31 protein-coding genes and 1 tRNA gene are annotated in these 17520 nt (G+C 39.9%); all 32 read left to right on the top strand.

What is annotated here, in order from left to right; genetic code table 11:
* Positions 1–59 precede the first annotated feature (59 nt).
* The 32 genes from ruvB to HMPREF2867_RS04335 all read left to right on the top strand — a co-directional run bounded on the left by ruvB (position 60) and on the right by HMPREF2867_RS04335 (position 17492).
* Positions 60–1061: a Holliday junction branch migration DNA helicase RuvB gene (gene ruvB, locus HMPREF2867_RS04485; RefSeq protein ID WP_002892095.1), complete on the top strand. Its 1002-nt coding sequence runs from the start codon at positions 60–62 to the stop codon at positions 1059–1061.
* 242 nt (positions 1062–1303) lie between these two features.
* Positions 1304–1612: a 30S ribosomal protein S10 gene (gene rpsJ, locus HMPREF2867_RS04480; RefSeq protein WP_002885653.1), complete on the top strand. Its 309-nt coding sequence runs from the start codon at positions 1304–1306 to the stop codon at positions 1610–1612.
* A 114-nt stretch (positions 1613–1726) separates the two neighbouring features.
* Complete coding sequence (rplC, locus tag HMPREF2867_RS04475; protein WP_002885755.1) at positions 1727–2353, top strand: 50S ribosomal protein L3; 627 nt, start codon at positions 1727–1729, stop codon at positions 2351–2353.
* 24 nt (positions 2354–2377) lie between these two features.
* Positions 2378–3001, top strand: coding sequence for a 50S ribosomal protein L4 (rplD, locus tag HMPREF2867_RS04470; RefSeq protein WP_002885795.1), 624 nt, complete (start codon positions 2378–2380; stop codon positions 2999–3001).
* Positions 3001–3297, top strand: coding sequence for a 50S ribosomal protein L23 (locus HMPREF2867_RS04465; RefSeq protein WP_002887066.1), 297 nt, complete (start codon positions 3001–3003; stop codon positions 3295–3297). The genes rplD and HMPREF2867_RS04465 overlap by 1 nt, the downstream gene beginning before the upstream one ends.
* A 17-nt stretch (positions 3298–3314) precedes the next feature.
* On the top strand, positions 3315–4148 hold the full coding sequence (rplB, locus tag HMPREF2867_RS04460; protein ID WP_002887065.1) for a 50S ribosomal protein L2: 834 nt from the start codon (positions 3315–3317) through the stop codon (positions 4146–4148).
* 93 nt (positions 4149–4241) lie between these two features.
* Positions 4242–4520, top strand: coding sequence for a 30S ribosomal protein S19 (gene rpsS / locus HMPREF2867_RS04455; RefSeq protein WP_000533765.1), 279 nt, complete (start codon positions 4242–4244; stop codon positions 4518–4520).
* Between the two features lie 15 nt (positions 4521–4535).
* A complete protein-coding gene (gene rplV, locus HMPREF2867_RS04450; RefSeq protein ID WP_002887063.1) occupies positions 4536–4880 on the top strand; it encodes a 50S ribosomal protein L22 in 345 nt (114 codons plus the stop codon).
* A gap of 12 nt (positions 4881–4892) precedes the next feature.
* Positions 4893–5546 (top strand): 30S ribosomal protein S3, encoded by a 654-nt coding sequence (rpsC, locus tag HMPREF2867_RS04445; protein ID WP_002885727.1) that lies wholly within the window; start codon positions 4893–4895, stop codon positions 5544–5546.
* A 3-nt stretch (positions 5547–5549) separates the two neighbouring features.
* Positions 5550–5963, top strand: a complete 414-nt coding sequence (rplP, locus tag HMPREF2867_RS04440; protein ID WP_000960950.1) for a 50S ribosomal protein L16 — start codon at positions 5550–5552, stop codon at positions 5961–5963.
* Between the two features lie 9 nt (positions 5964–5972).
* A complete protein-coding gene (gene rpmC, locus HMPREF2867_RS04435) occupies positions 5973–6179 on the top strand; it encodes a 50S ribosomal protein L29 (protein WP_002885754.1) in 207 nt (68 codons plus the stop codon).
* Positions 6180–6206: 27 nt separating this feature from the next.
* Complete coding sequence (rpsQ, locus tag HMPREF2867_RS04430) at positions 6207–6467, top strand: 30S ribosomal protein S17 (protein ID WP_002885836.1); 261 nt, start codon at positions 6207–6209, stop codon at positions 6465–6467.
* Between the two features lie 24 nt (positions 6468–6491).
* Positions 6492–6860 (top strand): 50S ribosomal protein L14, encoded by a 369-nt coding sequence (gene rplN, locus HMPREF2867_RS04425; protein WP_002885711.1) that lies wholly within the window; start codon positions 6492–6494, stop codon positions 6858–6860.
* Between the two features lie 80 nt (positions 6861–6940).
* A complete protein-coding gene (gene rplX / locus HMPREF2867_RS04420) occupies positions 6941–7246 on the top strand; it encodes a 50S ribosomal protein L24 (RefSeq protein WP_002885874.1) in 306 nt (101 codons plus the stop codon).
* 26 nt (positions 7247–7272) lie between these two features.
* On the top strand, positions 7273–7815 hold the full coding sequence (gene rplE / locus HMPREF2867_RS04415; protein WP_002887058.1) for a 50S ribosomal protein L5: 543 nt from the start codon (positions 7273–7275) through the stop codon (positions 7813–7815).
* Positions 7816–7832: 17 nt separating this feature from the next.
* Complete coding sequence (locus tag HMPREF2867_RS04410; RefSeq protein WP_001085699.1) at positions 7833–8018, top strand: type Z 30S ribosomal protein S14; 186 nt, start codon at positions 7833–7835, stop codon at positions 8016–8018.
* Between the two features lie 123 nt (positions 8019–8141).
* Positions 8142–8540 carry a 30S ribosomal protein S8 gene (rpsH, locus tag HMPREF2867_RS04405; RefSeq protein ID WP_002885642.1) on the top strand — a complete coding sequence of 133 codons (399 nt, stop codon included), beginning with the start codon at positions 8142–8144 and terminating at the stop codon, positions 8538–8540.
* A 125-nt stretch (positions 8541–8665) separates the two neighbouring features.
* Entirely contained in the window at positions 8666–9202 is a 537-nt protein-coding gene (rplF, locus tag HMPREF2867_RS04400) for a 50S ribosomal protein L6 (protein WP_002887056.1), read from the top strand.
* 89 nt (positions 9203–9291) lie between these two features.
* On the top strand, positions 9292–9648 hold the full coding sequence (gene rplR, locus HMPREF2867_RS04395; protein ID WP_002885810.1) for a 50S ribosomal protein L18: 357 nt from the start codon (positions 9292–9294) through the stop codon (positions 9646–9648).
* An 18-nt stretch (positions 9649–9666) separates the two neighbouring features.
* On the top strand, positions 9667–10161 hold the full coding sequence (gene rpsE, locus HMPREF2867_RS04390; protein WP_002885626.1) for a 30S ribosomal protein S5: 495 nt from the start codon (positions 9667–9669) through the stop codon (positions 10159–10161).
* 14 nt (positions 10162–10175) lie between these two features.
* On the top strand, positions 10176–10358 hold the full coding sequence (gene rpmD, locus HMPREF2867_RS04385; protein ID WP_002885773.1) for a 50S ribosomal protein L30: 183 nt from the start codon (positions 10176–10178) through the stop codon (positions 10356–10358).
* A 127-nt stretch (positions 10359–10485) separates the two neighbouring features.
* Positions 10486–10926: a 50S ribosomal protein L15 gene (rplO, locus tag HMPREF2867_RS04380; protein WP_002885849.1), complete on the top strand. Its 441-nt coding sequence runs from the start codon at positions 10486–10488 to the stop codon at positions 10924–10926.
* Positions 10927–10942: 16 nt separating this feature from the next.
* The gene (gene secY, locus HMPREF2867_RS04375) at positions 10943–12238 is read left to right on the top strand and encodes a preprotein translocase subunit SecY (protein ID WP_021144710.1); all 1296 of its coding nucleotides are present in this window, start codon (positions 10943–10945) and stop codon (positions 12236–12238) included.
* Positions 12239–12369: 131 nt separating this feature from the next.
* The gene (locus HMPREF2867_RS04370; RefSeq protein ID WP_021144709.1) at positions 12370–13008 is read left to right on the top strand and encodes an adenylate kinase; all 639 of its coding nucleotides are present in this window, start codon (positions 12370–12372) and stop codon (positions 13006–13008) included.
* Positions 13009–13125: 117 nt separating this feature from the next.
* Positions 13126–13344 carry a translation initiation factor IF-1 gene (gene infA / locus HMPREF2867_RS04365; protein WP_001040189.1) on the top strand — a complete coding sequence of 73 codons (219 nt, stop codon included), beginning with the start codon at positions 13126–13128 and terminating at the stop codon, positions 13342–13344.
* Positions 13345–13369: 25 nt separating this feature from the next.
* Positions 13370–13486 (top strand): 50S ribosomal protein L36, encoded by a 117-nt coding sequence (gene rpmJ, locus HMPREF2867_RS10910; protein WP_000868345.1) that lies wholly within the window; start codon positions 13370–13372, stop codon positions 13484–13486.
* A gap of 17 nt (positions 13487–13503) precedes the next feature.
* Entirely contained in the window at positions 13504–13869 is a 366-nt protein-coding gene (rpsM, locus tag HMPREF2867_RS04360) for a 30S ribosomal protein S13 (protein ID WP_002885820.1), read from the top strand.
* A 26-nt stretch (positions 13870–13895) separates the two neighbouring features.
* Positions 13896–14279 carry a 30S ribosomal protein S11 gene (gene rpsK / locus HMPREF2867_RS04355; RefSeq protein WP_002885718.1) on the top strand — a complete coding sequence of 128 codons (384 nt, stop codon included), beginning with the start codon at positions 13896–13898 and terminating at the stop codon, positions 14277–14279.
* A gap of 48 nt (positions 14280–14327) precedes the next feature.
* Positions 14328–15266: a DNA-directed RNA polymerase subunit alpha gene (locus HMPREF2867_RS04350; protein ID WP_070576062.1), complete on the top strand. Its 939-nt coding sequence runs from the start codon at positions 14328–14330 to the stop codon at positions 15264–15266.
* 17 nt (positions 15267–15283) lie between these two features.
* On the top strand, positions 15284–15670 hold the full coding sequence (gene rplQ / locus HMPREF2867_RS04345; protein ID WP_070576059.1) for a 50S ribosomal protein L17: 387 nt from the start codon (positions 15284–15286) through the stop codon (positions 15668–15670).
* 248 nt (positions 15671–15918) lie between these two features.
* Positions 15919–17214, top strand: coding sequence for a glutamate-cysteine ligase family protein (locus tag HMPREF2867_RS04340; RefSeq protein ID WP_070576056.1), 1296 nt, complete (start codon positions 15919–15921; stop codon positions 17212–17214).
* A 192-nt stretch (positions 17215–17406) separates the two neighbouring features.
* Positions 17407–17492, top strand: a tRNA-Leu gene (locus HMPREF2867_RS04335).
* The last annotated feature ends 28 nt before the right edge of the window (positions 17493–17520 follow it).

The following is a 17520-nucleotide window of genomic DNA, read 5'->3' as shown; positions in this document are numbered from 1 at the left end:
GTCTTCTTTTTTATGGACAAATTTTGACTGCATTTTTTGTTTTGTGCTAAAATAAGCCTATGGCAAGAATATTAGATAATGATTTACTAGGAGATGAAGAGTATGTTGAGCGTACCCTTCGTCCTCAGTACTTTAAGGAATATATTGGTCAAGATAAGGTTAAGGACCAATTAAAGATTTTTATAGAGGCAGCTAAACTTCGTGATGAAGCATTGGATCATACTCTTTTGTTTGGTCCTCCAGGTTTAGGGAAAACGACCATGGCTTTTGTGATAGCTAATGAGATGGGCGTCAATTTAAAGCAGACGTCTGGGCCAGCGATTGAGAAGGCTGGAGATTTGGTTGCCATACTCAATGACTTGGAGCCGGGTGATATCTTATTTATTGATGAGATTCATCGAATGCCTATGGCAGTGGAAGAAGTACTTTATAGTGCTATGGAAGATTACTACATCGATATCATGATTGGTGCAGGTGAAACAAGTCGTAGTGTTCACCTAGAGTTACCACCGTTCACTTTGGTGGGTGCAACCACACGAGCAGGTATGTTGTCAAATCCATTGAGGGCTCGTTTTGGGATTAATGGTCATATGGAATATTATGAGTTACCAGATTTGAAGGAAATTATAGAACGCACTTCAGAAATCTTTGATATGACTATAACACCTGAGGCTGCCCTAGAGTTAGCACGTCGTAGTCGTGGAACGCCACGTATTGCTAACCGCCTACTTAAGCGTGTGAGAGACTATGCACAAATTATGGGTGATGGCATCATTGATGATAAGATTGCAGACAAGGCGTTGACTATGTTGGATGTGGACCATGAAGGACTAGATTATGTCGACCAAAAAATTCTCCGAACCATGATTGAGATGTATGGTGGGGGACCGGTTGGTCTAGGGACCTTGTCAGTTAATATTGCTGAAGAGCGAGAAACGGTAGAAGATATGTATGAACCCTATCTAATTCAAAAAGGATTTATTATGCGAACACGAACAGGACGTGTTGCAACGGTTAAAGCCTATGAACACATGGGGTACGACTACACTAAAGAAAGTTGATAAAAAATCCATCGAAGGTGGATTTTTTTGTTTAGTCAAAAAGAAAATAAAGAAAAAAGAAAAAACTTTAAAAATCCCTTGCAATGAGTGGGTTCTTTTGTTATTATATTATGGTGCTGTAAATACAGCGCTTAGCTATGATACAAGAGGTTGCGACACGCCTGGTTGCACTGCCACGCAATCCGTGTTGGTTTTCTTGAGGAGCTAGCCTATTATCTTAAATAGACGAAAGAGGAGAAAAAATGGCAAACAAAAAAATTCGTATCCGTTTGAAAGCTTACGAACACCGTACGCTTGATACAGCGGCTGAAAAAATCGTAGAAACTGCAACTCGCACAGGTGCGACAGTTGCTGGACCAGTTCCACTTCCAACTGAACGTAGTCTCTACACAATTATTCGTGCGACTCACAAATATAAAGATTCTCGCGAACAATTTGAAATGCGTACACACAAACGTCTTATCGACATCATCAACCCAACTCAAAAAACAGTTGACGCTTTGATGAAACTTGATCTTCCAAGTGGTGTGAACGTAGAAATCAAACTTTAATTTAAAGTTTGATTCAATGAGCATAAAAAACGCTCGTTAAAAACTTTTTTGAGCATAAAAAACGCTCATAAAAAACTTTTTGAAAAAACAATAAAGTAAAGGAAATATTTTCTCATGACAAAAGGAATCTTAGGGAAAAAAGTGGGAATGACTCAAATCTTCACTGAAGCAGGTGAATTTATCCCTGTTACTGTCATCGAAGCTACTCCAAACGTTGTGCTTCAAGTTAAAACTGTTGAAACAGACGGTTACGAAGCAGTTCAAGTTGGTTTTGACGACAAACGCGAAGTATTGAGCAACAAACCTGCCAAAGGCCACGTAGCGAAAGCTAACACAGCTCCTAAGCGCTTCATTCGTGAATTCAAAAACATTGAAGGCTTGGAAGTTGGATCAGAAATCACTGTTGACACATTCGAAGCTGGAGATGTTGTTGACGTAACTGGTACTTCAAAAGGTAAAGGTTTCCAAGGTGTTATCAAACGCCACGGTCAATCACGCGGACCTATGGCTCACGGTTCTCGTTACCACCGTCGTCCAGGTTCAATGGGACCTGTTGCGCCTAACCGTGTTTTCAAAAACAAACACTTGGCAGGACGTATGGGTGGCAACCGTGTGACAATTCAAAATCTTGAAGTTGTACAAGTTATCCCAGAGAAAAACGTTATCCTTATCAAAGGTAACGTACCAGGTGCTAAGAAATCTCTTATCACTATCAAATCAGCAGTTAAAGCTGCTAAATAATAAGAAAGGAGAAATCAGTTAAAAATGGCAAACGTAAAACTATTTGACCAAACTGGTAAAGAAGTTAGCACAGTTGAACTTAACGACGCTATCTTCGGTATCGAACCAAACGAATCAGTAGTATTTGATGTCGTAATCAGCCAACGTGCTAGCCTTCGCCAAGGTACTCACGCGGTTAAAAACCGTTCAGCAGTATCAGGTGGTGGACGTAAACCATGGCGTCAAAAAGGGACTGGACGTGCTCGTCAAGGTTCTATCCGCTCACCACAATGGCGTGGTGGTGGTGTTGTCTTCGGACCAACTCCACGTTCTTACGGATACAAACTTCCACAAAAAGTTCGTCGCCTTGCATTGAAATCTGTTTACTCAGCTAAAGTTGCAGAAGATAAATTTGTAGCAGTTGAAGCTCTTTCATTTGCAGCTCCAAAAACTGCTGAATTCGCAAACGTTCTTTCAGCTCTTAGCATCGATTCTAAAGTACTTGTTATCGTTGAAGAAGGAAACAAATTCGCTGAACTTTCAGCACGTAACCTTGCAAACGTAACTGTTGCAACTCCTGCAACTGCAAGCGTACTTGACATCGTAAACGCAGATAAACTTCTTGTTACTAAAGAAGCTATCTCATCAATCGAGGAGGTTCTTGCATAATGAATTTGTATGACGTAATCAAAAAACCTGTTATCACTGAGAAATCTATGATTGCTCTTGAAGCAGGAAAATACACTTTCGAAGTTGATACACGTGCACACAAACTCTTGATCAAACAAGCAGTTGAAGCTGCATTTGAAGGTGTTAAAGTTGCTAGCGTGAACACTGTAACTGTTAAACCAAAACAAAAACGTGTTGGACGTTACACTGGTTTCACTTCAAAAACTAAAAAAGCTATCATCACTCTTACAGCTGATTCTAAAGCAATCGAGTTGTTTGCAGCTGAAGCTGAATAATCAAAGGAGAAATTAACGTGGGTATTAAAGTTTATAAACCAACGACAAATGGCCGTCGTAACATGACTTCTTTGGATTTCGCAGAAATCACTACAAGCACTCCTGAAAAATCATTGCTTGTTTCTCTTAAGAACAAAGCTGGTCGTAACAACAACGGTCGTATCACTGTACGTCACCAAGGTGGCGGACACAAACGTCACTACCGTTTGATTGACTTCAAACGTAACAAAGATGGCGTTGAAGCAGTTGTTAAAACAATTGAGTATGATCCAAACCGTACTGCAAACATCGCTCTTGTACACTACACTGACGGGGTTAAAGCTTACATCATCGCACCTAAAGGTCTTGAAGTAGGTCAACGTATCGTTTCAGGTCCAGATGCGGATATCAAGATTGGTAACGCTCTTCCACTTGCAAACATCCCAGTTGGTACAGTTATCCACAACATCGAGCTTCAACCAGGTAAAGGTGCTGAACTTATCCGTGCCGCTGGTGCTTCTGCTCAAGTTTTGGGTCAAGAAGGTAAATACGTACTTGTTCGTCTTCAATCAGGTGAAGTTCGTATGGTTCTTGGTACATGTCGTGCAACTATCGGTACTGTAGGTAACGAACAACAATCACTTATCAACCTTGGTAAAGCCGGCCGTAATCGCTGGAAAGGTATTCGCCCAACAGTTCGTGGTTCTGTAATGAACCCTAACGATCACCCACACGGTGGTGGTGAAGGTAAAGCACCAGTTGGACGTAAAGCGCCATCTACTCCATGGGGTAAACCTGCGCTTGGTCTTAAAACTCGTAACAAGAAAGCTAAATCTGACAAACTTATCGTTCGTCGTCGTAACGAAAAATAATTTAGTCGCTTAGCACATAACATCCGCCAACTCGGTAGCATTTCTTAGTGCAAGCCGCTGTGGTACATTCAATTTAAAGGAGAAAACTACAAAATGGGACGTAGTCTTAAAAAAGGACCTTTCGTCGATGAGCATTTGATGAAAAAAGTTGAAGCTCAAGCCAATGACGAAAAGAAAAAAGTAATTAAAACTTGGTCACGTCGTTCAACGATTTTCCCAAGTTTCATCGGATACACTATCGCAGTTTATGATGGACGTAAACACGTTCCTGTTTACATCCAAGAAGACATGGTAGGTCACAAACTTGGTGAATTTGCACCAACTCGTACTTACAAAGGTCACGCAGCTGACGATAAGAAAACACGTCGTTAATAGGAGGAGGACACAATGGCAGAAATTACTTCAGCTAAAGCAATGGCTCGTACAGTGCGTGTTTCACCTCGTAAAACACGTCTTGTTCTTGATCTTATCCGTGGTAAGAACGTTGCTGATGCAATCGCAATCTTGAAATTCACTCCAAACAAAGCAGCTCGCATTGTTGAGAAAACTCTTAACTCTGCTATCGCTAACGCAGAAAACAACTTTGGTTTGGAAAAAGCTAACTTGGTAGTATCTGAAACATTCGCAAACGAAGGACCAACAATGAAACGTTTCCGTCCACGTGCGAAAGGTTCAGCTTCACCAATCAACAAACGCACAACTCACGTAACAGTAGTTGTGTCAGAAAAATAAGGAGGTAAACTCGTGGGTCAAAAAGTACATCCAATTGGTATGCGTGTCGGGATCATCCGTGACTGGGATGCGAAATGGTATGCTGAAAAAGAATACGCAGATTACCTTCACGAAGATTTGGCAATCCGCAAATTCATTCAAAAAGAACTTGCAGACGCTTCAGTTTCAACTATTGAAATCGAACGTGCTGTAAACAAAGTTATTGTTTCACTTCACACTGCAAAACCAGGTATGGTAATCGGTAAAGGTGGATCAAACGTTGACGCTCTTCGCGCTCAACTTAATAAATTGACTGGAAAACAAGTACACATCAACATCGTTGAAATCAAGAAACCTGATTTGGACGCTCACCTTGTTGGTGAAACAATTGCTCGCCAACTTGAGCAACGTGTTGCTTTCCGTCGTGCACAAAAACAAGCTATCCAACGTGCAATGCGTGCTGGAGCTAAAGGAATCAAAACTCAAGTATCAGGTCGTTTGAACGGTGCAGATATCGCCCGTGCAGAAGGATACTCTGAAGGTACAGTTCCACTTCACACACTTCGCGCTGATATCGATTACGCTTGGGAAGAAGCTGACACAACTTACGGTAAACTTGGTGTTAAAGTTTGGATCTACCGTGGAGAAGTTCTTCCAGCTCGTAAAAACACTAAAGGAGGCAAATAACAAATGTTAGTACCTAAACGTGTTAAACACCGTCGTGAATTCCGTGGAAAAATGCGCGGTGAGGCTAAAGGTGGTAAAGAAGTATCATTCGGTGAATACGGTCTTCAAGCTACAACTAGCCACTGGATTACAAACCGTCAAATCGAGGCTGCTCGTATTGCCATGACTCGTTACATGAAACGTGGTGGTAAGGTTTGGATTAAGATCTTCCCACACAAATCATACACTGCTAAAGCTATCGGTGTACGTATGGGTTCTGGTAAAGGGGCACCTGAAGGTTGGGTAGCACCAGTTAAACGTGGTAAAGTAATGTTCGAAATCGCAGGTGTTTCTGAAGAAGTTGCACGTGAAGCGCTTCGTCTTGCTAGCCACAAATTGCCAGTTAAATGTAAATTCGTGAAACGTGAAGCAGAATAAGGAGAAGACATGAAACTTGAAGAAATCAAAAAGTTTGTTGCTGAGCTTCGTGGCTTGTCTCAAGAAGAGCTTGCTAAAAAAGAAAACGAACTTAAGAAAGAACTTTTCGACCTTCGTTTCCAAGCTGCAGCAGGTCAACTTGATCAAACTGCCCGTTTGAACGAAGTGAAAAAACAAATTGCACGTGTTAAAACTGTGCAATCTGAAATCAAATAATAGATTGGGAAAGGAGCAATTCTAATAATGGAACGTAATCAACGTAAAACCCTTGTTGGACGCGTAGTATCTGACAAGATGGATAAAACAATCACAGTTGTAGTTGAAACTAAACGTAACCACCCAGTCTATGGTAAACGTATCAACTATTCTAAAAAATACAAAGCACATGATGAAAACAACGTTGCTAAAGAAGGCGATATCGTTCGTATCATGGAAACTCGCCCACTTTCAGCTACAAAACGCTTCCGTCTTGTAGAAGTTGTGGAAGAAGCTGTTATTATCTAATAAAACTAAAAGGAGACAATTGAAATGATTCAACAAGAAAGTCGCTTAAAAGTTGCTGATAATAGCGGTGCTCGTGAAATCTTGACTATCAAAGTTCTTGGTGGTTCAGGACGTAAATTCGCTAACATCGGCGACGTTATCGTTGCAACTGTTAAACAAGCTACACCAGGTGGAGCTGTTAAAAAAGGTGATGTTGTTAAAGCTGTTATCGTTCGTACAAAAACTGGTGCTCGCCGTCCAGACGGTTCATACATCAAGTTTGATGATAACGCTGCAGTAATCATCCGCGATGACAAAACTCCTCGTGGAACTCGTATCTTTGGCCCTGTTGCACGTGAATTGCGTGAAGGTGGATACATGCGTATCGTATCTTTGGCGCCAGAAGTACTTTAATCTGAATTAACACAAACTTAGTCCCCTGAAATGTTCAGGGTGCCCATTAGGGCGTAAGAAATAATAGGAGAAATACTCAAATGTTTGTAAAAAAAGGCGATAAAGTTCGCGTTATTGCTGGTAAAGACAAAGGAACTGAAGCAGTAGTTCTTAAAGCTCTTCCAAAAGTAAACAAAGTTGTTGTTGAAGGTGTTGCAATCATCAAAAAACACCAAAAACCATCAGCTGAAAACCCTCAAGGTGCTATCGTGGAAAAAGAAGCACCAATCCACGCTTCAAACGTTCAAGTTCTTGACAAGAACGGTGTAGCTGGACGTGTAGGTTACAAAGTTGTTGACGGCAAAAAAGTTCGTTACAACAAAAAATCAGGCGAAGTGCTTGACTAATCACGAAGGAAAGGAGAAAGTATTAAATGGCTAACCGTCTTAAAGAAAAATACACTAACGAAGTAATTCCAGCTTTGACTGAAAAATTCAATTATTCTTCAGTTATGGCTGTGCCAAAAGTTGATAAAATCGTTATCAACATGGGTGTTGGTGAAGCTGTAAACAACGCTAAAACTCTTGAAAAAGCTGCTGCTGAGTTGGCACTTATTTCAGGTCAAAAACCATTGATTACTAAAGCTAAGAAATCAATCGCTGGCTTCCGTCTTCGTGAAGGTGTCGCGATCGGTGCTAAAGTTACCCTTCGTGGTGAACGCATGTACGAATTCTTGGATAAATTGGTATCAGTATCACTTCCACGTGTTCGTGACTTCCATGGTGTTCCAACTAAATCATTTGATGGACGTGGTAACTACACACTTGGTGTTAAAGAACAACTTATCTTCCCAGAAATCAACTTCGACGATGTTGATAAAGTACGTGGTATGGATATCGTTATCGTAACTACTGCTAACACTGACGAAGAAGGTCGTGAATTGCTTAAAGGCCTTGGAATGCCTTTTGCAAAATAATCTAGGAGGTAAATAAATTGGCTAAAAAATCAATGATTGCTAAGAACAAACGCCCTGCGAAGTTCTCTACGCAAGCTTACACTCGTTGCGAACGTTGTGGACGTCCACACTCAGTTTATCGCAAATTTAAACTTTGCCGTGTTTGCTTCCGTGAATTGGCTTACAAAGGTCAAATTCCAGGTGTTACCAAAGCTTCTTGGTAAAAAACATGGTACATTTAAGTTAGTTTCACCTAATTTGAATGTATTTAACACAATCTGAGCCTAGCTCAATCATTAACTAGCAAGTGAATTATTCAAACTACTAGTAAGAGGAGAAAATATAAAATGGTTATGACTGACCCAATTGCAGATTTCTTGACACGTATTCGTAACGCTAACCAAGCTAAACACGAAGTACTTGAAGTACCTGCATCAAACATTAAAAAAGGTATCGCTGAAATCCTTAAACGTGAAGGTTTCGTAAAAAATGTTGAAGTTATCGAAGATGACAAACAAGGTATCATCCGCGTATTCTTGAAATACGGACAAAACGGTGAACGTGTTATCACTAACTTGAAACGTATTTCTAAACCAGGTCTTCGTGTTTACTCTAAACGTGAAGATGTTCCTAAAGTTCTTAACGGACTTGGAATCGCGATCATCTCTACTTCAGAAGGTCTTTTGACTGATAAAGAAGCTCGTCAAAAGAACGTTGGTGGAGAAGTTATCGCTTACGTTTGGTAAGAAGTTGATACTAAGCACTTATCTCAATGATTTGTGCGAGTTTCGTTGATTATATTCTATGAAACTCATCCCCGTGAAAACTAGTCACTTTGTGGCTTGATAATCTAACAGGAGAATTAAATACTATGTCACGTATTGGTAATAAAGTTATTACTTTGCCTGCTGGTGTTGAAGTAACAAACAACGATAACGTTGTTACTGTTAAAGGACCTAAAGGCGAACTCACTCGTGAGTTTAACAAAAACATTGAAATCAAAGTTGAAGGCAATGAAGTTACACTTCACCGTCCAAACGACTCAAAAGAAAACAAAACAATCCACGGTACTTCACGTGCAAACTTGAACAACATGGTTGTTGGTGTTTCTGAAGGTTTCAAAAAAGAACTTGAAATGCGCGGTGTCGGATATCGTGCGCAACTCCAAGGAACAAAACTTGTTCTTTCAGTTGGTAAATCTCACCAAGACGAAGTTGAAGCTCCAGAAGGTATTACTTTTGAAGTACCATCTGCAACTTCAATCGTTGTAAGTGGTATTAACAAAGAAGTTGTTGGTCAGACAGCAGCTTACATCCGTAGCCTTCGTTCACCAGAACCTTACAAAGGTAAAGGTATCCGTTACGTTGGTGAATACGTACGTCGTAAAGAAGGTAAAACTGGTAAATAATAGGATTCTATCCTTATGGCAATTCTTTGTGGATTGTCACTTTACCAAAAGCTCTCATGAGCTAGCATTATAATTAAGAGGTGAAAATTGTGATTTCGAAACCAGATAAAAACAAACTCCGCCAAAAACGCCACCGTCGCGTTCGCGGAAAACTCTCTGGAACTGCTGATCGCCCACGTTTGAACATTTTCCGTTCTAATACAGGCATCTACGCTCAAGTTATTGATGACGTAGCGGGTGTAACGCTCGCAAGTGCATCAACTCTTGATAAAGAAGTTTCTAAAGGAACTAAAACAGAACAAGCCGTTGTTGTCGGTAAACTTGTTGCTGAACGCGCAGTAGCTAAAGGTATTTCTGAAGTGGTGTTTGACCGCGGTGGATATCTCTATCACGGACGTGTTAAAGCTTTGGCTGACTCAGCTCGTGAAAACGGATTGAAATTCTAATAGGGAGGACACTTAATAATGGCATTTAAAGATAATGCAGTAGAACTTGAAGAACGCGTAGTTGCTATCAACCGTGTTACTAAAGTTGTAAAAGGTGGACGCAACATGCGTTTTGCTGCTCTTGTTGTTGTTGGTGACCGTAATGGTCGCGTAGGATTTGGTACTGGTAAATCTCAAGAGGTTCCAGAAGCTATCCGTAAAGCAGTTGAAGCAGCTAAGAAAAACCTTATCGAAGTTCCTATGGTTGGTACAACTATTCCTCACGAAGTTCGTTCAGAATTTGGTGGAGCGAAAGTATTGTTGAAACCAGCTGTTGAAGGGGCTGGGGTTGCCGCTGGTGGTGCAGTTCGTGCCGTCATCGAATTGGCTGGTGTTGCTGATGTAACATCTAAATCACTCGGTTCAAACACTCCAATCAACATCGTTCGTGCGACTGTTGAAGGATTGAAACAACTTAAACGTGCTGAAGAAGTTGCGGCTCTTCGTGGCATCTCAGTATCTGACTTGGCATAAGAAAGGAGATAACAATGGCTCAAATTAAAATTACTTTGACTAAGTCTCCAATCGGACGCAAACCAGAACAACGTAAAACAGTTGTTGCTCTTGGACTTGGTAAATTGAATAGCTCAGTTGTTAAAGAAGACAACGCTGCTATCCGTGGTATGGTCAACGCAGTATCTCACTTGGTAACTGTAGAAGACGTTAAATAAAAATTGATTTAAGTCGTGAGGGTTACCTCGCGACTTAAACTGAATTTCATGTATAGGCGAGTTTCTAATCAAGCTACCTTACTTGATTAGAGGCGCTAGCATTTTACAAAAAGAGGAGAAAATAATAATGAAACTTCATGAATTGAAACCTGCTGAAGGTTCTCGTAAAGTCCGCAACCGTGTAGGTCGTGGTACTTCATCTGGTAACGGTAAAACTTCAGGCCGTGGTCAAAAAGGTCAAAAAGCTCGTAGCGGTGGTGGCGTACGTCCAGGATTCGAAGGTGGACAAACTCCATTGTTCCGTCGTCTTCCAAAACGCGGATTCACTAACATCAACGCTAAAGAATACGCACTTGTAAACCTTGATCAATTGAACGTCTTTGAAGATGGTACAGAAGTAACTCCAGCAGTTCTTAAAGAAGCTGGAATCGTTCGTGCTGAAAAATCAGGCGTTAAAGTTCTTGGTAACGGCGAATTGACTAAGAAATTGACTGTTAAAGCAGCTAAATTCTCAAAATCTGCTGAAGCAGCTATCACTGCTAAAGGTGGTTCAATCGAAGTCATCTAATGAGGGGTAACTCATTATGTTCTTTAAACTATTAAAAGACGCATTGAAAGTCAAAAACGTTCGTAATAAGATTTTATTTACAATCTTCATTATTTTCGTTTTTCGTGTAGGGACTCATGTAACAGTTCCTGGTATCAATGCGGAAAGTTTGAAACAATTAAGCGATTTACCTTTCTTGAACATGCTTAACTTGGTGTCTGGTAATGCCATGAATAACTTTTCAATCTTCTCGATGGGGGTTAGTCCTTACATTACAGCATCAATCATCGTCCAACTTTTGCAGATGGATATCTATCCGAAATTTGTGGAGTGGGGCAAACAAGGGGAAGTTGGTCGTCGTAAATTGAACCAAGCGACTCGCTATATTACTCTTGTTTTAGCCTTTGTTCAATCGATTGGTATTACAGCAAGTTTTAATACTCTCTCATCAATTTCATTGGTTAAAACACCAAATGTTTCAACCTACCTATTGATTGGGACAATTCTAACTGCTGGTAGTATAATTGTGACATGGCTTGGTGAACAAATCACAGATAAAGGTTTTGGTAATGGTGTGTCAATGATTATCTTTTCAGGGATCATCGCTTCTATTCCAAAAATGTTCTCAACGATTTACGAGGATTTCTTTGTCAATGTTCGTACAGGAGAATTGACTCGTTCATATATCATAGTTGCTTTGTTAATTGTGGTAGGTTTGGCGATTGTCTTCTTTACGACATTTGTTCAACAGGCAGAATATCAAATTCCAATTCAATATACTAAATTGGTTCAAGGGGCTCCAACGAGTTCTTACCTTCCATTGAAAGTAAATCCAGCTGGTGTTATTCCCGTTATCTTTGCTAGCTCGATTACAACAATTCCTAGTACTATTCTTCCATTCTTCTCGAAGGTTACATGGTTATCACACTTACAAGGACTACTCTCGTATAATACACCTAGTGGAATGATTACTTATGCGATATTGATTATCTTATTCTCATTCTTCTACACATTTGTCCAAGTAAATCCTGAAAAAACTGCTGAAAATCTTCAAAAGAATGGGTCTTACATTCCTAGTGTTCGTCCAGGTCGTGAGACTGAAAAGTACATGTCTTCATTGCTTAAGAGATTGGCAACAATCGGGGCTGTATTTCTCGCGTTTATTTCATTGGCTCCAATTGCGGCTCAACAGTTTATGCACCTTACAAGCTCAATCGCGCTTGGTGGTACATCTCTCTTGATCTTGATTTCAACTGGTATCGAAGGTATGAAACAACTCGAAGGTTACCTATTGAAACGTCAGTACGTTGGATTTATGAATCTTGAAGACTAAGTCTTCTCATGAACAATTGAGAGGGAAAGAAAGGTTACTTTCTGTCCCTTCTCTTTTGTTTTTTGATAACTCTACCAATGTGTTAAAACCTTGATAGAGTTATTTGAAAACAAAAATAAGGAGTTCGTAAGATGAATCTTTTAATTATGGGTCTACCAGGTGCTGGTAAAGGGACTCAAGCTGCAAAAATTGTTGAAGAATTTGGTGTAGCTCACATCTCAACTGGTGATATGTTCCGTGCTGCTATGGCTAACCAAACTGAAATGGGTGTTTTGGCCAAATCATTCATCGATAAAGGTGAATTGGTACCAGATGAAGTAACAAACGGAATCGTTAAAGAGCGTTTGGCTCAAGACGACATTAAGGAAAAAGGATTCCTTTTGGATGGTTTTCCTCGCACAATCGAACAAGCTCATGCCTTGGATCAAATCTTGGTTGATCTTGGTTTGGAGCTTGATGGAGTAATCAATATCGAAGTGGATCCATCTTGCCTTCTTGAACGCTTGAGTGGTCGTATTATTCACCGCGAAACAGGTGAAACTTACCATAAAGTATTCAACCCACCAGCTGACTACAAGGAAGAAGACTATTACCAACGTGAAGATGACAAACCAGAAACAGTGAAACGCCGCTTGGATGTGAATATTGCTCAAGGTGAGCCAATTATTGCACATTACCGTGAGCTTGGTCTTGTATCTGATATTCAAGGTAACCAAGATATCGACGATGTATTCGCTGATGTTAAAAAAGCGATTGCAGCAATTAAATAATTATATAATCTTACTTGCGTATCAGACTTAAGCATGTTATAATACTTTAGTCTGACTTATAATTGTTACCTCTGTGCTCAGAGGAAATCAAATCGAAATTTTAGGGGGTACTTTTGCGTGGCAAAAGAAGACGTGATTGAAATTGAAGGTAAAGTTGTAGAAACTATGCCTAATGCTATGTTTACTGTTGAATTGGAAAATGGACACCAAATTTTGGCGACAGTTTCTGGTAAAATCCGTAAAAACTACATTCGTATTTTGGTCGGTGACCGTGTGACTGTTGAAATGAGTCCTTATGATTTGACACGTGGACGCATCACATACCGCTTTAAATAATCGAAATAATTGGAGGGATTGAAACATGAAGGTAAGACCATCGGTTAAACCAATTTGCGAATACTGTAAAGTTATTCGTCGTAACGGTCGTGTTATGGTAATTTGTCCAACAAATCCAAAACACAAACAACGTCAAGGATAATATAGAAAGGAGAAATCATGGCTCGTATTGCTGGAGTTGACATTCCAAACGATAAACGTGTAGTAATTTCACTTACTTACGTATACGGTATCGGACTTGCAACATCTAAGAAAATCTTGGCTGCTGCAGGCGTTTCTGAAGACATCCGCGTTAAAGATTTGACAAATGATCAAGAAGACGCTATCCGTCGCGAAGTGGATGCAATCAAAGTTGAAGGTGACCTTCGTCGTGAAGTTAACCTTAACATCAAACGTTTGATGGAAATCGGTTCATACCGTGGTATCCGTCACCGTCGTGGACTTCCTGTCCGTGGACAAAACACTAAAAACAATGCCCGCACTCGTAAAGGTAAAGCTGTTGCGATTGCAGGTAAGAAAAAATAACTAAAATAAAATAGGAGGTAAAAACATTGGCTAAACCAACACGTAAACGTCGTGTGAAAAAGAATATCGAATCTGGTATTGCTCACATTCACGCTACTTTCAATAACACTATTGTTATGATTACAGATGTGCATGGTAACGCTGTAGCATGGTCATCAGCTGGTGCTCTTGGTTTCAAAGGTTCTCGTAAATCTACACCATTTGCTGCACAAATGGCTTCAGAAGCTGCTGCTAAATCTGCACAAGAACATGGTCTTAAAACAGTTGAAGTAACTGTTAAAGGTCCTGGTTCAGGTCGTGAGTCTGCTATCCGTGCTCTTGCTGCTGCAGGTCTTGAAGTAACAGCAATCCGTGATGTAACACCTGTACCACATAATGGTTGTCGTCCTCCAAAACGTCGTCGTGTGTAATCTTTAATAACAATAGTACACAAGGTTCGTTTCGAGGGAGTATAATAAATGATTGAGTTTGAAAAACCAATAATAACAAAAATTGATGAAAATAAAGATTACGGCAAATTTGTCATCGAACCACTAGAACGTGGTTATGGTACAACTTTGGGTAACTCTCTTCGTCGTGTACTTTTGTCATCACTTCCAGGTGCTGCCGTAACATCAATTAAGATTGATGGAGTACTCCACGAATTTGATACCGTACCAGGCGTCCGTGAAGACGTGATGCAAATCATCCTTAATATTAAAGGACTTGCTGTAAAATCTTACGTCGAAGACGAAAAGACAATTGAACTTGATGTCCAAGGTCCAGCTGAAGTTACTGCTGGAGACATCTTGACTGATAGCGACATTGAAATTGTTAACCCTGATCATTATCTTTTCACTATCGCTGACGGCGCTTCTTTGAAAGCGACTATGACAGTAGCTACAAACCGTGGTTATGTTCCAGCAGATGAAAACAAGAAAGACGATGCACCAGTGGGAACATTGGCTGTAGATTCAATCTACACACCAGTGAAAAAAGTCAATTATCAAGTTGAACCTGCCCGTGTAGGTAGCAATGATGGTTTTGATAAATTGACAATCGAAATCATGACAAACGGAACAATCATCCCTGAAGATGCCCTCGGTCTCTCGGCTCGCGTTTTGATTGAACACTTGAACTTGTTTACTGACCTTACTGATGTTGCTAAAGCTACTGATGTAATGAAAGAAACTGAAAAAGTGAACGGTGAAAAGGTGCTTGACCGTACCATCGAAGAACTTGATTTGTCTGTACGCTCATATAACTGTTTGAAACGTGCCGGTATTAATACCGTTCATGATTTGACAGAAAAAACTGAGCCTGAAATGATGAAAGTCCGTAACCTAGGTCGCAAATCTCTTGAAGAAGTCAAAGTTAAGTTGGCTGATCTTGGACTTGGACTCAAAAACGATAAATAATAATATAGGAGGATAACATGGCTTACCGTAAACTTGGACGCACAAGCTCACAACGTAAAGCGGTTCTTCGTGATTTGACTACAGATCTTATCATTAACGAAGCAATCGTTACAACTGAAGCACGTGCTAAAGAAATCCGTAAAACAGTTGAAAAAATGATCACTCTTGGTAAACGTGGTGATTTGCACGCACGTCGTCAAGCAGCTGCATTTGTACGTAACGAAATTGCAACTGAAAGCTATGATGAAGCAACTGATAAATATACATCAACAACTGCTCTTCAAAAACTTTTCTCAGAAATTGCACCTCGTTATGCTGAACGTAACGGTGGATACACTCGTATCCTTAAAACAGAACCACGTCGTGGCGATGCTGCCCCAATGGCAATCATCGAACTTGTTTAATTTTTATCAATTTTGTTGAGTGTTATGATGATGGAATAGCTTAGCTTTTCTTAGTCTAGCTCTGGTCTACCGCTGGGCATACGCCTAGCGGGAACACTCATCATAAAAATGGGAATAAATAAGCATGTAACGCTTGTTTACGAAAGGTAATACGGTTATTTTTCGTAAGCAGGCGTTTTTTTGTCTATAAATCGTCTGAATATTTTGATATAATGGAATAAGCTTATTTTAAAAAGGGGGACATTATTTTGACAACAGCCAAGGAATTGCTTAAGCAAAGGTACTATGAGCCAATTAAGGAGCAACCCGAATTATTTGTGGGGATTGAGTTGGAATACCCAGTTGTTAATTTGAGTGGTAATGCTACAGATGTCTCTCTTACAAAACAGTTACTAGTCTATCTTTTGGATAATTTTGATTTTCAAGCTGATAAGTATGATTCTGATAATAATCCTATTCAGCTTATCGATAAAGCTTCTGGAGACATGATTCTTTTTGAAGTTTCGTACAATACGATCGAGTTTGCTTTTACGAAGGCTGAGAGAATTTCTGAGGTTGAGGAACGTCTGGATACTTACCTCAGTATAATCCAACCCTATCTTCAGAATCATAATCATGAGTTGCAAGGTTGGGGAGTGAATCCAAACTGGGCAAAAAATGACAACAGACCTGTTAAATCTCCTCGTTATGAAATGCTTATGGATTTTCTCGAGCTATCTAAAGCAAAGAACGATCCTTTCTTTCATGATTATCCAGAATATGCTTCTTTCATCTGTGGGAGTCAGGTACAATTAGATGTTTCAAAAACGTCCTATTTAAGAGTCTTAAATGCTTTTAACCAAATAGAGGGACCCAAGGCAGTATTATTGGCAAACTCTGAGTTTTGGGGTTCTGATTGGGATTTAGCGCTTTCCCGTGATGTTTTCTGGGAGAATTCCATGCATGGTGTGTTTGAGGAAAATGCAGGAGTATTTCCTAAGGTATTTAAGAATGAAGATGACTATTTTTCTTACTTGTCTGAGACAGCCATTTTTACTGCTAAGCGTGGTGACGAAACCTACTATTTTGAACCAATACGTGCTAAAGACTATCTAAGTACGCCATCTATTAAAGCACACTCTATTCGTGGCGAAGTAGTCACTATTGAACCAAGTGAGGAAGATTTTAAGACTCATCGTTCTTATCAATTCCAAGATTTAACGACACGAGGGACTATTGAGTTTCGTAGTGTATGTACCCAACCTTTCTCATCAACCTTTGCGCCAGCATCCTTTCACCTTGGTCTTTTAGTCAATTTGGTAAATCTAGAAAATATTTTGAATGACTCACCTTTTTTTGAAGCATTTGACTGTGATTACCCTAGAATTCGTCGTTTATTTTCGAAAAAAGATATTTCTGCTACAGACCTCAAAATGATTTTACCTTTGACAGAATCGTTATTGTCTTGTGCTGAGGATGGCTTAAAATTGCGTGGTTTTGGAGAAGAAGTTTACTTAGCTCCCCTTAGAGAGAAATTAGATAGGCTGAATAAGAGTTTAGCTTAACCTTTGACAAGAGATATGATAGATAGTTTTTGCTAAAAAATTTAAAAAAAGTCAAAAAAGTATTGACGTCAGCAAACAATAAATGGTATTATATAATAGTTGTTTCGAAAGAGACAAGAGAAAGTTATTAAAAAACTTTCAAAAAAGTATTGACACGAGTTGTCAATCTTGATATAATAACTAATGTTGTTAGCGGAAATGGCGGAATTGGCAGACGCGCAGGACTAAGGATCCTGTGACCGCTTTAGGTCGTGAGGGTTCAAGTCCCTCTTTCCGCAGAGTAACCAGTCACATGACTGGTTTTTT

This window comes from Streptococcus sp. HMSC064H09 (assembly GCF_001812625.1).
Taxonomy (GTDB): domain Bacteria; phylum Bacillota; class Bacilli; order Lactobacillales; family Streptococcaceae; genus Streptococcus.
Note: the sequence above shows the minus strand (reverse complement) of the source record. Positions and strands in the feature narration are given on the sequence as shown.

Coding starts and splice junctions, on each gene's coding strand:
- ruvB (WP_002892095.1), top strand. CDS start 60: ATGGCAAGAATATTAGATAATGATTTACTAGGAGATGAAGAGTATGTT.
- rpsJ (WP_002885653.1), top strand. CDS start 1,304: ATGGCAAACAAAAAAATTCGTATCCGTTTGAAAGCTTACGAACACCGT.
- rplC (WP_002885755.1), top strand. CDS start 1,727: ATGACAAAAGGAATCTTAGGGAAAAAAGTGGGAATGACTCAAATCTTC.
- rplD (WP_002885795.1), top strand. CDS start 2,378: ATGGCAAACGTAAAACTATTTGACCAAACTGGTAAAGAAGTTAGCACA.
- HMPREF2867_RS04465 (WP_002887066.1), top strand. CDS start 3,001: ATGAATTTGTATGACGTAATCAAAAAACCTGTTATCACTGAGAAATCT.
- rpsS (WP_000533765.1), top strand. CDS start 4,242: ATGGGACGTAGTCTTAAAAAAGGACCTTTCGTCGATGAGCATTTGATG.
- rplV (WP_002887063.1), top strand. CDS start 4,536: ATGGCAGAAATTACTTCAGCTAAAGCAATGGCTCGTACAGTGCGTGTT.
- rplP (WP_000960950.1), top strand. CDS start 5,550: ATGTTAGTACCTAAACGTGTTAAACACCGTCGTGAATTCCGTGGAAAA.
- rpmC (WP_002885754.1), top strand. CDS start 5,973: ATGAAACTTGAAGAAATCAAAAAGTTTGTTGCTGAGCTTCGTGGCTTG.
- rpsQ (WP_002885836.1), top strand. CDS start 6,207: ATGGAACGTAATCAACGTAAAACCCTTGTTGGACGCGTAGTATCTGAC.
- rplN (WP_002885711.1), top strand. CDS start 6,492: ATGATTCAACAAGAAAGTCGCTTAAAAGTTGCTGATAATAGCGGTGCT.
- rplX (WP_002885874.1), top strand. CDS start 6,941: ATGTTTGTAAAAAAAGGCGATAAAGTTCGCGTTATTGCTGGTAAAGAC.
- rplE (WP_002887058.1), top strand. CDS start 7,273: ATGGCTAACCGTCTTAAAGAAAAATACACTAACGAAGTAATTCCAGCT.
- rpsH (WP_002885642.1), top strand. CDS start 8,142: ATGGTTATGACTGACCCAATTGCAGATTTCTTGACACGTATTCGTAAC.
- rplF (WP_002887056.1), top strand. CDS start 8,666: ATGTCACGTATTGGTAATAAAGTTATTACTTTGCCTGCTGGTGTTGAA.
- rpsE (WP_002885626.1), top strand. CDS start 9,667: ATGGCATTTAAAGATAATGCAGTAGAACTTGAAGAACGCGTAGTTGCT.
- rpmD (WP_002885773.1), top strand. CDS start 10,176: ATGGCTCAAATTAAAATTACTTTGACTAAGTCTCCAATCGGACGCAAA.
- rplO (WP_002885849.1), top strand. CDS start 10,486: ATGAAACTTCATGAATTGAAACCTGCTGAAGGTTCTCGTAAAGTCCGC.
- secY (WP_021144710.1), top strand. CDS start 10,943: ATGTTCTTTAAACTATTAAAAGACGCATTGAAAGTCAAAAACGTTCGT.
- HMPREF2867_RS04370 (WP_021144709.1), top strand. CDS start 12,370: ATGAATCTTTTAATTATGGGTCTACCAGGTGCTGGTAAAGGGACTCAA.
- rpmJ (WP_000868345.1), top strand. CDS start 13,370: ATGAAGGTAAGACCATCGGTTAAACCAATTTGCGAATACTGTAAAGTT.
- rpsM (WP_002885820.1), top strand. CDS start 13,504: ATGGCTCGTATTGCTGGAGTTGACATTCCAAACGATAAACGTGTAGTA.
- HMPREF2867_RS04350 (WP_070576062.1), top strand. CDS start 14,328: ATGATTGAGTTTGAAAAACCAATAATAACAAAAATTGATGAAAATAAA.
- rplQ (WP_070576059.1), top strand. CDS start 15,284: ATGGCTTACCGTAAACTTGGACGCACAAGCTCACAACGTAAAGCGGTT.